This is a genomic window from Bradyrhizobium sp. Arg237L, assembly GCF_029990105.1.
GTDB lineage: Bacteria > Pseudomonadota > Alphaproteobacteria > Rhizobiales > Xanthobacteraceae > Bradyrhizobium.
The window spans coordinates 46,938-58,384 of record NZ_JAQMIL010000061.1; the positions used below are offsets into that span (position 1 = coordinate 46,938).

General features: G+C 64.6%; 10 protein-coding genes. 5 read left to right on the plus strand and 5 right to left on the minus strand.

Annotated features, from left to right (window positions below):
- Positions 1-52: 52 nt before the first annotated feature.
- Positions 53-1,972, minus strand: a complete 1,920-nt coding sequence (locus OZ411_RS30745; RefSeq protein ID WP_282530969.1) for a hypothetical protein — start codon at positions 1,970-1,972, stop codon at positions 53-55.
- 317 nt (positions 1,973-2,289) lie between these two features.
- Between OZ411_RS30745 and OZ411_RS30750 the strand changes: the two genes are divergently transcribed.
- Positions 2,290-2,634: a DUF1491 family protein gene (locus OZ411_RS30750; protein WP_282530979.1), complete on the plus strand. Its 345-nt coding sequence runs from the start codon at positions 2,290-2,292 to the stop codon at positions 2,632-2,634.
- On the opposite strand, the gene OZ411_RS30755 is transcribed toward OZ411_RS30750, so the two are convergent.
- On the minus strand, positions 2,631-3,563 hold the full coding sequence (locus OZ411_RS30755) for a DUF2336 domain-containing protein (protein WP_282530970.1): 933 nt from the start codon (positions 3,561-3,563) through the stop codon (positions 2,631-2,633). The two genes, OZ411_RS30750 and OZ411_RS30755, sit on opposite strands and share 4 nt — an antisense overlap.
- Positions 3,564-3,870: 307 nt before the next feature.
- Between OZ411_RS30755 and OZ411_RS30760 the strand changes: the two genes are divergently transcribed.
- Both OZ411_RS30760 and OZ411_RS30765 read left to right on the plus strand, forming a co-directional pair.
- Entirely contained in the window at positions 3,871-4,071 is a 201-nt protein-coding gene (locus OZ411_RS30760; protein ID WP_282530971.1) for a hypothetical protein, read from the plus strand.
- A gap of 16 nt (positions 4,072-4,087) precedes the next feature.
- A complete protein-coding gene (locus OZ411_RS30765) occupies positions 4,088-4,867 on the plus strand; it encodes a hypothetical protein (RefSeq protein WP_282530972.1) in 780 nt (259 codons plus the stop codon).
- On the opposite strand, the gene OZ411_RS30770 is transcribed toward OZ411_RS30765, so the two are convergent.
- The 3 genes from OZ411_RS30770 to OZ411_RS30780 are packed head-to-tail and all read right to left on the minus strand — an operon-like array spanning position 4,864 to position 8,369.
- Positions 4,864-5,481, minus strand: coding sequence for a DUF1254 domain-containing protein (locus OZ411_RS30770; protein WP_130582565.1), 618 nt, complete (start codon positions 5,479-5,481; stop codon positions 4,864-4,866). The two genes, OZ411_RS30765 and OZ411_RS30770, sit on opposite strands and share 4 nt — an antisense overlap.
- The gene (locus tag OZ411_RS30775) at positions 5,478-6,056 is read right to left on the minus strand and encodes a DUF1214 domain-containing protein (protein ID WP_130582564.1); all 579 of its coding nucleotides are present in this window, start codon (positions 6,054-6,056) and stop codon (positions 5,478-5,480) included. Before OZ411_RS30775 ends, OZ411_RS30770 begins: the two co-directional genes overlap by 4 nt.
- 30 nt (positions 6,057-6,086) lie before the next feature.
- Positions 6,087-8,369 carry a PBP1A family penicillin-binding protein gene (locus tag OZ411_RS30780; protein WP_282530973.1) on the minus strand — a complete coding sequence of 761 codons (2,283 nt, stop codon included), beginning with the start codon at positions 8,367-8,369 and terminating at the stop codon, positions 6,087-6,089.
- Between the two features lie 294 nt (positions 8,370-8,663).
- Here OZ411_RS30780 and OZ411_RS30785 point away from each other — a divergent pair, with 294 nt between their 5' ends.
- Together OZ411_RS30785 and OZ411_RS30790 are read left to right on the plus strand one after the other, a co-directional pair.
- A complete protein-coding gene (locus OZ411_RS30785) occupies positions 8,664-9,179 on the plus strand; it encodes a YcgN family cysteine cluster protein (RefSeq protein WP_282530974.1) in 516 nt (171 codons plus the stop codon).
- A 160-nt stretch (positions 9,180-9,339) separates the two neighbouring features.
- Positions 9,340-10,920, plus strand: coding sequence for an MDR family MFS transporter (locus OZ411_RS30790; RefSeq protein ID WP_282530975.1), 1,581 nt, complete (start codon positions 9,340-9,342; stop codon positions 10,918-10,920).
- The last annotated feature ends 527 nt before the right edge of the window (positions 10,921-11,447 follow it).

The window sequence follows — 11,447 nt, forward strand, 5'->3', positions numbered from 1 at the left end:
CGCAGTCAAGTCTCGGTGATGGGCGGGTAGAGCCCGCCCATCTTGATCGCCGTCAGACCAGATACTGGTGGATCAACTGCAGTTGACCACCCTCGACCTGTTCGCCGCCGACCGCGAAGTGGGCCTGGGTATCGATCAGGTAGACGTTCTCACCGGCGTTGCCGAGGATGTGCGAGACGTCGATGACGCCGGACGATTCCTCGTCCTGGGTCAGGAAGTTCGCACCGCCCGAAGTGAAGCGGCTAGGGTCATGCTCGGCGAGCTGCGTCAGCTTGTCTGTCGCCGGATCGTACTGCCAGACCTTGCCGAGATGCGCATTGTTGCCGACGTCCTCGCAGAGAACGATCTTGCCGTTGGCATCGACGGTCATGTTATCGAACATCTGCTGGCCTTCAGTGCCGTTCAGCAGCAGCTTGATGGTGCCGCCCGCGGCCGGGTTGCTGGAATCGTTGAAATCCAGTGCCCACAGCCGGCTCGGCGCATTGAAGGCGTCCGTCGTCACGAAGTAGAAGCGGTTCGGATTGAGCGTGTCCCAGGCGCCGTCTTCCGGACGAAGGAAGCTGGTGACGCCGGCAGCCTCGCTCGCCGCATCGATCTCGGCACCTGTCATGCCGCTGACGTCGCCGAGATCGATGATCGAGAAGGTCGACTTCTCGTCCGTCCCGAGCGGGGAGGCGGTGTTCGGTTCGTTGTTGTTCAACGTGCCTTCGAACTCGTTAACGTGAATGCCGAAGAAATGGCCGCCGGTCAGGCCGGCCTTCTCGACGGCGTTACCGGTCGCCTTCTTGTCGCCGGCATAGAAATAGACTTGGCCGTTCTGTCCATCGTCCAGCGCCGCGACCACGGTCTTGTCGCCGGTATGCGCGCTGGCGACCACGTTCTCGAAGGCCATATTGCCGAGCCCGGCGAGTTCGTAGCTATTGCCGTCCTGCGCGCCGCCCACGATATGGGCGAATGCCCGCCCTTCGACACCAGACTCTTCACCGTTGAGATAGATCCTGCCGCCGTTGAAGCCGAGACCGGTTTCCGCGCTGTAGAACGCGCCCTGATCGGCAAGGTCGGCGGAGCAGAAGCGGTTGAACGACACCGGGCTGTTGCTGGCGTTGTGGTCGACATAGCTGTTGGTCGTCGCGTCGTAGAGCCAGACGTCGTGGATGAGGTCCTTGCCCGACACCGCCTGCAGCGTGGTCTTGTCGAACACCCATTCCGAGATGAACGCGCCTGTGGCGCCATGAGCGCGCGCAACGCCCAGGTTTCCGCCGAGTTCGTGGTTCATCAGCACGGTGAAGGTCCCGTCGCCATTGTCGAATGCGCCAAGGCCGTCGGGAATACCGGCCATCTTGTAGCCGCCCACGCTGTCACCCGCCGTCAGCAGTGACTGAGTGTAGACATGGGAATCGCTGCTGAGGAGGTAGGGCGTCTGTGAGCTTGACGGACCCTTGACCTCATCTGCGATGATGAACTGTTCGGAGTGAAGGTTCGAAATGCGCGTATTCTCGATGACGAGCTTGTCGCCATTGCCGAAGCTGATCTGAACGTCGTGACCGACCTGTCGGGCGGAGTCGATCAGCGCCTGAAAAGAGGCGACCTGGAAGTCACGGATATCGATGCGGTCGCCGCGATCGAGATGCTCGATCGTGTCGACGCCCATGCCCTTGCGGAACAGAAATTTGTCGTTGCCGTCATCGCCGCTGAGTTCGTCCCGACCGGCGCCGCCCAGCAGCAGATCCCGTCCGGGGCCGCCGAACAGGCGGTCGTTGCCTTCGCCACCGATCAGAGCATCGTTGCCCCTTCCACCGAACAGCGTGTCGTTGCCTTTGCCTCCATCGATCAGATCGTCGCCCCGAAGGCCGAAGATGATGTCATTGCGGTCCGACCCGAAAAGATCGTCGTCGCTGGTCGTTCCGAACAGCTTCTTGCCGAACGGACCGCCGTGGTGATGTGTGTGATTGTGTTGATGACGTCCTGACATTGCTTTCCCCTGGATAATGGATCGTAGCCCGGTCCGTTAACCAAGCGGCCGTGACGGTCGCGCGACATCGGGATGAAGTTGCAATCGTTGCGGCGAAGAGTTCGCTCATCCGCGGCGGATCGTGCCAGTTTTCGCTGGAAATTGAGCTGGTTCGAATTGCGTGACAAAGAGTCGCGGAGTGCTGACGTCTTGTGGAAAAGTTGGCAATTCGGTCGGCTCTTGCGACGCTGCCGGCCCGTCCGGTCCGGTTGGATGCCTCGCACAAGGCGCGCGGAGAGGCACTGGCGCTGATCTCGCGGCCGGCTTATCGTTATGCAATGCGATTGAAATCAAGCATCTGGGTGTCCGCATATCTGCGGCGCTGCCAGAAGGAAGGCGTGTTCGGTGCGGTGCGCCGGCGCGGTGCGGAGGAGGCGGGGGCGGTGTTCGTCAAGGTGGCGTTGCTCGACGGCAACGCCATGCTTTACACGCCCGCGCCGCAGACAGCCTATGAAGACAGCCGGCCGTTCGACCGCATCTTCGTGCCGATGACGCAAGAGCCGGTGCCGGAATCATCGGTGGAGCAACGGCTTGCCAAGGAAATCCGCTTCGATCCCGATGTCTGGGTCGTCGAGACCGAAGACAAGGCCGGGCGGCACTTTCTGGACCTGGCGAAGAGTTAGCGTCCGGAACTCTGCGAGCGGATCGCGGGCGCATCACCCGGCTGACCGGTCGGCCGCCTCTCAGCGGATGTGGAGCGCGCGCGATGGCGCTCGTCATCGTAGAGCGAGGGGCGATATTTGGCACGCGCGACCGCCATGGTCGAGCCTCGCCACGCCGCCAGCATGATGAGCGCCGTCCGTTCGCTCAGCCGATCGTACATGCGCGACAGGCGAAACACGTAGTGCACCGATGAACCCAACGCCGGATTGAGGAACATCAGCACCCGCTGGAACACCGGGCTCGGCATGTTCAGCGCTCTCGCCGCGCAGGCCAGCGGCTCGCCGCTGGGATCATTCACCACCTGCTCGGCAATGCGCGACGGCAGGATCAGCGCTTCGCCGACTTCGCGCGCGAAATTCTCGATGTCTTCGGCGAAGGCCGCCATTTCAAGGATCTCGATGGCGCGCGCGGCGCGCGGCGCAGGAATCCGCACCGACGCCTTGAGCGGCGTCTGCACAATGTTCTGCAGGATCTGGACCCGCTCGCTGGCCGTCGCGGCAAAGAACATGTCGGTGATCTCTGCGGCATCGTTGGGCCGCATTGCAAGGCTCGCTGCCATCCGAAGCTGCGCCTCGGTCGGGGGCTTGACCGATGGCGGCGGAGACGGCGGCCCAGCGATTTCAGCGGCGGCCGGCAACGGCTGGTCCGGGTCGGTGCGCCGCAGGCTAAGCTTGCCAAGAAGCTCCTCCGGCGTTGCCGGATAGACCGAGAGCCGCGCCCGCACCGCTGCGCGCGTCGCATCGTCCACCTGGTCGATCAGGCGCGAGGCCAGTTCGACGAATTGCCGCTCCTCATCGGCGGAATGAGCCTTGGCCTGCACATAGAGGTCGGTGAGTACGCGCAGCAGCGTCGGGCGAATGTCGACGCCCTCGCGACGTGACAGGGTCATCAGCCCATCGAGGCCTGGAATGACTGGAGCTGCGCTCATGGGAAGGCGTACGCGACTTTCGAAAATGCGCAAAACGTTCGGACGCCAGCCTATGTCGGCGGCTTTAAGAGCCGGTTAAGGAAAACGAGCCGTGAAGGCATCCGTTAAAATGTGAACTATCTGACGGAAGCGATCTGGCGAATAAGGCACACTCGCCACATCGGTAACCGACCGGCGGCTCCGATTAAGAGGTCATTAACCACGTGCGGTTCTTAATCCGGACGTCGCCTCGCAAATCATCACCGCGCGGCAGGCAGAGAGAACAGAAATGGGCACCATCATTGAGTTTCCGGCGGATGCGGCATCGCGGCGGCCGGGCGCGGTCATGGGTGGCGCTGCAAGCGATGGCATGGGGACTGTTCTGATCCTTCCCGTTATCCGGATTGAGCGCGTAATCGAGCAGAGCGACGGTGGACGCGGGCCGGCAGAAGGTACAGCGCCTCGTCGCCGTCGCCGTCGGCGCACCTGACGATTGGACGTTTGAAATGCGGGAGGGGTGTCTTCCGAGCCGGAGCACCGGACGCCGGCGTTCACGCTCGGCGTTGGCGCTGCTGCTGATTGGCGCGGCGCTCGGCGGCTGCAGCGGCGGCGATTTCGGCCGCACGCGTGCCGACTTCCGTAACGACGACATGCACCGCTGGCTCGGCGCGGAAGCGACTGGCAGCATCGGCATGAGGCCCTCGCAATTCGAGCTTACCGAAAACGAGCGCCAGCTCCGCGATCTCGCCTATCCCCTGATCGAGCCGCCGCATTCGCGGCCGGCCTGGAAGAGCGTGTTCGGCGACTATCAGCCGTTGCCCTCGCCATGGCGGCAGAAGGTAGTGTTCGACCGCACCGCCTACGGACGGGCGCTGATCGACGAGCCGCACCGCGCGCACACCTCCCGCTACATGCAACTGATCGACGACGTGCGCGACGACATCACACGCTTCGAGCCGTTCTTTGCGACCGCCTGGCGCGTCATCGAGCTCGACCGCAAGCGCAATGCCAGCCTCGGCATGGTGTCGGACCTGTCGCCGCGGGAGCGCGCTGACGCGATTGCCCGGATGGAGGAGAACACGCTGATCGTGCAATGGGTCCAGCAATGCCTGGAGCGGCGGATTTCGTCCTATCGCTGGGCGCTGGAGCGATTGGTGATCCAGGCCCCGGACAATGTCGCGGCTGACGCGGATCGCCTGATCGGCGAGCTCGCCGTGCTGACCGCCAATCCGCCGGTCGCCGCGCAGCCGCCGGTGATCGGGCACGCCACGGTCGTCAAGGGCTAGCGTTTCGAAGGCCGTGCCGCGGGCGCAGGGGCGGGGAGCGGGATTTCGGCCTGCTTGGGCGCCGGCGGCTCGGTCTGCACCTTGCAGCTTGCGGCCGCGAGCGAGGCCTGTGCCTGCGGCATCAGGCCGGGCTCGGCCGCCAGCGCCTTCAACAGGATCAGGCCGGTCGTGGTCGGGGAATCGATGATCAGCCGGTCGGCGGCGGTGATGTCCTCGTCCTCCGGCAGCTCGTTGTGCTGCGCCTCGGTCATCAAATCGAGCTCGATCACCTTCTTGCCTGCGGAGCGGTCGTTGATGGCGTAATAGGCGAGCTCGTTGCGGGTGTAGAACGACACCGAGGTATAGGCCTGGCTCACCGGCACCGTGAGCTTGATCGGCCCGGTCGAGAGATCGTAGCGGCAGATCGCCATCGCGAATGCCGGGTCCATGAACGGCATCAGCGAATTGCCGGGATCCGCTGATGGCAGTGCCGTGACCGCGTTGAGCTGCGTGATCGGCGTCAGCCGCGAATAGGCGTCCTGCGAAGCGATCCGCGGCAAGGCGAGCACGCTGACGAGATGCACCACGCCGCCCAGCAGCACGCCGGCGATGATCGTGAAGGCGAGGCGGATCATGGGCAGCCCACCGTCGAGATCATCGGCATCGGCGCATCGCGCTGGGTCCGCGTCGCCACCCCGACCGGCGTGTCGTAGAGCCGCAGCATCAGCGCGTAACGCTCGATGCCGCCCGTCGGCAGCCAGTTGCCGGCCCGCGAGCGGGAGGCGATGCGGATCTCGAACGTACCATCGGAGCCGCGGATGATCTCCTGGCTGGTGAAGCCGTAGCGCTGCAGCGAATTCGCCACCAGACGGCCTTTGCTGTCGAACAGCGTCAGCGTCCAGAACCGCGCCGGCGGGGTGACGCCGCTGACGACGACGTCGCAACGTCCGTCGAGCGGCTTCTTCTTGTCATCGGTGGTGGCGGTGAAGCCGATGCCGTCGCCGGTGCCGACAGGCAATTCGCCGGAGCGGGCGATGGTCGCACGGTTGTAAGGATCGATGTCGGATGTGCCGTTTCTCGGCCGCGCGGTCCAGGCGCCGATCTTCAGCGTCCCGATATTGGTGCCGCGCGTCGCGGCCACATAGGTCGAGCCGAGCCCGATCCCGGCAGCAACGATCAGCGCGAGCAAGGTGATGAGGATCAGCCGCACGGCCCTACAGCTCCGAAGCGATCACCGGCATCAGTTTTTTCGCGGCGTCGGTGCCGCCGCCTGGTCGCCGGCCGCCGTGACGTAATTCTCGGGGAAGGCCAGTGCGCTGGATGACGGCTTGTCCGATTTCGCCGGCGCGTTGGACGACGTCTTGCCCAAGGTCCTGGCGGCATCGTCGAGCATTTTCTCGACCCGCACCAGGATATCGGCGCCGCGCTTGGTCAGCACCGGCGGCGGTCCGGGCTTGGTCTCGAGTATCTTGGGCGCGGCGTTCGCGGCAGCGTTCGCCTGCGTCGCCGGCTCCTTCGGCAGTTTCTGGCCCATGCCGACGCCGGGAATTTCCCGCACTTCGACGCCTTGATGCGCGGCAACCATGATGTCGTGCCAGGTCTGCGCCGGCAGCGAGCCGCCGGTCATGCGGTTGGTCGGCGAGTAGTCGTCATTGCCGTACCAGACCGCGCAGGTGAAGTTGCCTGTGTACCCGACGAACCAGGCGTCACGATAGGCGTTCGTGGTGCCGGTCTTGCCGGCGGTCGGAATACCGTCGAGCGCAGCACGGCGCGCGGTGCCTTCGCTCACCACATGGCTCATCATCCCCGCCATGTCGGCAGCAACGGAGGCCGGGATCGCCTGCCGCGGCTGCGGCCCGTCGCGGTCCCAGCGCCAGACCAGGTCGCCGGCGCCGGTGCGGACTTCCAGCACCGCATGCGGCGTGACGGACCGGCCCCTGTTCGGGAACGTCGCGTAGGCGACCGCATGCTCGACCACGGTGACTTCGTCGGAGCCGATCGGCAGCGATGGCGTATCGGGCAGCGGCGCCTTGAGGCCGAAACGGCGCGCCACTTCGACGATCTTGGCGCGGCCGGCCTTCGGGCCTTCCTTGCCGCCGAGCGCGATCGAGAGTTTCACCGGCACGACGTTGATCGAGCGCGTGATCGCCTGCGTCAGCGTCACCGAACCGGAATAAGAGTGGCCATAGTTCTGCGGGCACCAATTGCCGATGCACACCGGGCCGTCGACGATCTTCGAGTTCGGCGTGAACCCGTTCAGGAGCGCCGTGGTGTAGACATAAGGCTTGAACGACGAGCCGGGCTGCCGGTACGCGTCGGTCGCGCGGTTGAACTGGCTGGCGCCATAGTCGCGGCCGCCGACCATCGCGCGCACGCCGCCGTCGAGATCGGACACGACGGTTGCCGCCTGGGTCGCGTGATAGTCGCGGCCGAACTGGCGGAGCTGGTTCTCGACCGCTTCCTCGGCGGCGCGCTGCACGTTCATGTCGATGGCGGTGCGGACCACGAACACGCGCTCGGTATAGGATTTCGGGAAGGTGTCGACCAGCCTGCGCATCTCGTCGAACGCCCAGTCGAGATAGTAGTTCGGCGAATTCTCGTCGCGTCGGTCGACCGCGACCGCGGGATTGCGGCGGGCGCCGAACACCTGGCCCTCGGTCATGAAGCCGGCATCGACGAGGTTGTCGAGTACGACGTTGGCGCGGGCGCGCGCGGCCGGCAGGTTGATGTGCGGCGCGTATTTGGTCGGCGCCTTGAACAGGCCGGCGAGCATCGCGGATTCCGCCAGGTTGACGTCGCGCGCCGACTTGTTGAAGTAGAAATGCGCGGCGCCATCGACGCCGAAGGTGCCGCCGCCCATATAGGCGCGGTCGAGATAGAGCTTGAGGATCTCGTTCTTGCTGAGGCGGTGCTCGAGCCAGATCGCCAGGAATGCTTCCTTGATCTTGCGCTCGATGGTGCGCTCATTGTTCAGGAACAGGTTCTTGGCAAGCTGCTGCGTGATCGAGGAGCCGCCCTGGCGCACGCCGCCGGCCTGCGCGTTGGTGACGAGGGCGCGTGCGGTGCCGGCGATGTCGATGCCGAAATGGTCGTAGAAGCGCCGGTCTTCGGTGGCGAGGGTGGCTTTGATCAGGACGTCGGGAAAGTCTTCCAGCGGGATCGAGTCGTTATGCTTGATGCCGCGACTGCCGATCGGATTGCCGTAACGGTCGAGGAAGGTCACCGCGAGATCGGACTTCTTCAGCCAGTCGTCATCGGCGGTTTCGCGGAACGCCGGGATCGCGAGCGCCAGCAGCACGACCATGCCGCCGAGCCCCATGGTCGCGGCCTCCGACAGCGGCTCGATGAACACCCAGCGCTTCCAGCGGCCGACATAGAAGTTGTCCATGAAGGTGGAATAGCGCTCATAAAGCTCGCGCAAGCCCCTGCCGGAGGAGAACAGCGTGGAGTCGATGCGCGCATCCAGGTCCAGAAAGAAGTTCCGGAGCTTGGTCGTCCACTGCGGCGGTAGGATCTGGCGCACCGGGGCCCTTGCTCGGTTAGAAACCGCTCGCGTGCCCATCCATTTGGGCACCGGTCGAGCGTCTTGATTCCATGTTGTGGCAAACCCAAGGCGCTGCTCGCGCCAAGTGGGAGACTCGGTTATCGTTTCTATCTGAGCGGGGGCTATAAACCAATGGTGTTGCTTGCGATTTTAATGTCAGGCTGAACCTGTTTGTGAACTCGTTCGCTGGCCCGCAGATGGGCCCGCTTGCGTACCTGCCACTACAGCCCCTAGATGGGTTGCGAACCGACTTAAACCAAATTCTCCGATTTCATGACCGCACCGCCCAAACGTGCCTCTAGCCAGGAGGGATTTTTCTGGAAAACCAAGACGTTGGAGCAAATGTCCAATGTCGAATGGGAAAGCCTGTGCGACGGCTGCGGGCGCTGCTGCCTGGAGAAGCTCGAGGACGAGGACACCGGAAAAATCTACTTCACCCACGTCTCCTGCAAACTGCTGGATGCCGGGCGCTGCGCCTGCAAGGACTATCAGAATCGGTCCGACAAGGTTCCGGACTGTGTCCGGCTGACGCCGGAGAACGTCCGTACCCTCACTTGGCTGCCGCCGAGCTGCGGCTACAAGCTGGTCGCGGAGGGCCGCGATCTCTATTGGTGGCATCCGCTGATTTCCGGCGACCCGAACACCGTGCACGAGGCCGGTGTCTCTGTGCGCGGCCGGGTGCAGGGCACCGAGGACGAGATCCCCGATGCCGAGCTCGAGGACCACATCGTGCGGTGGCCGGCGCTGCTGCCGAAGCGGGCGCGGCTGAAAAACCGGCCGAAATCGTAACGTCTTGTCCAAGCGCGAAAATCACATCATTGGGATGACGCGGCCTCGGAATGCGCCTATGCGCTGAGCCGCCTGCCTCAACAGGAATTTGCTGCCTACATTGCAGTTCATAGAACGATTCCATTGTGGCGTTGCGCCGCAGCGAGAAATTACGCCCGAGATGAACAAGTTCGAACGGCAGAGCAGCAAACCTGCCGACCGACAGGCGTTGCCTGCAGACGTAGCCGAAGAGCTGTCCCGCCTGCCGACCGAGGTGATCGACCTCACCGACGCGCCACCGCTGGCGCCGCCGGCTCCGCTTGCCCCTGACGAAGTCCGCACCATCGTGATCAGCCTGATGCTGACGATGTTTTTGGCGGCGCTCGACCAGACCATTGTGGCGACCGCGCTGCCGACCATCGGCCGCCAGTTCCAGGACGTCTCCAACCTGTCCTGGGTGATTACGGCCTATCTGCTGGCATCGACCGCGGTTGCGCCGGTATTCGGCACGCTGAGCGACATCTATGGCCGGCGCGCCATGATCATCACCTCGCTCAGCCTGTTCATCGTCGGCTCGATCCTGTGCGCGATCGCCCCCAACATGCCGGTATTGATCCTGGCGCGCGGCCTGCAGGGGCTTGGCGGCGGCGGCATCCTGCCTGTCGTGCAGACCGTCATCTCCGACGTGGTCAGCCCGCGCGAGCGTGGCCAATACCAAGCCTATTTCAGCGGCGTCTGGATGGCCGGCGGCATCGCGGGGCCGGTGATCGGCGGCGTGTTCGCCGAGCATCTGCACTGGTCGATGATCTTCTGGATCAACCTGCCGCTGTCGTTTGCCGCACTCGCGCTGCTGTTGCCGAGGATGGGCAAGATCCCGGTGTTCCACCGCAAGCGCAAGGTCGACTGGCTTGGCGGCATCCTCCTGATGGCCTCCGCCGTCATGGTCACGCTGGTGCTGACCTGGGGCGGCAGCCGGTTTGCCTGGCTGTCGCCAGTGATCATGGCGATGGTCGGCGCGTCGTTTGTGCTCGCCGCCAGCTTCGTGTGGCACGCGGGCAGGGCGGACGAGCCGTTCCTGCCGCTGTCGCTCCTGAGCGGAACGGTCGTTCCTTTCGCGATCGTCGCAGGCAGTTGCGCGCTCGGCGCGATCGTCGGGCTGACGGTGCACCTGCCGCTCTATTATGAGGTGGTCTATCACCTCAGCGCCAGCGAGGCCGGGCTGGCGCTGATCCCGCTTGCCGCGGTCTCGACCTGCGGCGCGGCGATCGCCGGCCGGACCATGGTGCGTGCCAAGCATTACAAGCGCGTGGCGGTCGTCGGCACCTCGATCGCCGCCCTCTGCGGCGTGGCGATGGCGATGACCACGCTGCCGCTGTGGGGGCTGCTCACGCTGATGTCGGTCTTCGCGCTCGGCCTCGGCACGACGTTTCCGGTCAGCGTGGTTTCGCTGCAGAATGCGGTGGCGCGCTCGCAGGTCGGCACCGTGACCGGTGCAATGAATTTCTTCCGCGCGCTGATGGCCTCGTTCGCGGTGGCGGCGTTCGCCGCGATCCTGCTGATGGCGCTCGGCGCCGACATCTCGCTCGCCGGCGAACATCATGGCGCGGTGAGCTCGATTCCGGTCGCCGACATGACCACCGCCTTCCGCTTCGTCTTCGGCGCCGCCGCCGTGCTGCTCGCAACTGCGGCGCTGTGCATCACCATCATGGAAGAACGGCCGCTCGCAGGCCCGACCACGCGCCAGGTGGAAGTGGCGGAGTAGGGCGGATCGAGCGGTTCGATTTGTAGGATGGGCAAAGCGACAGCGTGCCCACCGTCAAGTGCTCCGCTCGCGATGGTGGGCACGCTTCCGCCGGAGCTCGTTTGAGCCGCGGTGCATGAAGTCGCTTTGCCCACCCTACAGGTCCCGCCTTGTGTCACAGGCTCCCTCTCCGTGGTCATTGCGAGCGCCGCGAAGCAATCCATGCCTCCACATGCGGCGCGATGGATTGCTTCGCTGCGCTCGCAATGACGGTGAGAGTTCTGATTCAAATGTCAAACAGCTCTCCGCTGTCATCGTCCGGCTTGACCGGACGATCCAGTATTCCAGAGGCAGCGGTGCTTGAGCCAAGAGGCCGCCGGGTACTGGATGCCCCGCCTGCGCGGGGCATGACGATAGAGTATGATGACGGGATATGAGTCCGCATTCTCGCGGCGCGTTGCGTCCGAGCTTTGCGTCACTTTCCACCCTCCTCGATATCAGAGGGCGCAGGGAAAGCCGGGTGCTGGTTGCACCCGTGGGTCCCGTGC

Bases quoted from the DNA above. Each gene is read 5' to 3' on its own strand.
- OZ411_RS30745 (WP_282530969.1), bottom strand. From the start codon at position 1,972: ATGTCAGGACGTCATCAACACAATCACACACATCACCACGGCGGTCCG.
- OZ411_RS30750 (WP_282530979.1), top strand. From the start codon at position 2,290: ATGCGATTGAAATCAAGCATCTGGGTGTCCGCATATCTGCGGCGCTGC.
- OZ411_RS30755 (WP_282530970.1), bottom strand. From the start codon at position 3,563: ATGACCCTGTCACGTCGCGAGGGCGTCGACATTCGCCCGACGCTGCTG.
- OZ411_RS30760 (WP_282530971.1), top strand. From the start codon at position 3,871: ATGGGCACCATCATTGAGTTTCCGGCGGATGCGGCATCGCGGCGGCCG.
- OZ411_RS30765 (WP_282530972.1), top strand. From the start codon at position 4,088: ATGCGGGAGGGGTGTCTTCCGAGCCGGAGCACCGGACGCCGGCGTTCA.
- OZ411_RS30770 (WP_130582565.1), bottom strand. From the start codon at position 5,481: ATGATCCGCCTCGCCTTCACGATCATCGCCGGCGTGCTGCTGGGCGGC.
- OZ411_RS30785 (WP_282530974.1), top strand. From the start codon at position 8,664: ATGACCGCACCGCCCAAACGTGCCTCTAGCCAGGAGGGATTTTTCTGG.
- OZ411_RS30790 (WP_282530975.1), top strand. From the start codon at position 9,340: ATGAACAAGTTCGAACGGCAGAGCAGCAAACCTGCCGACCGACAGGCG.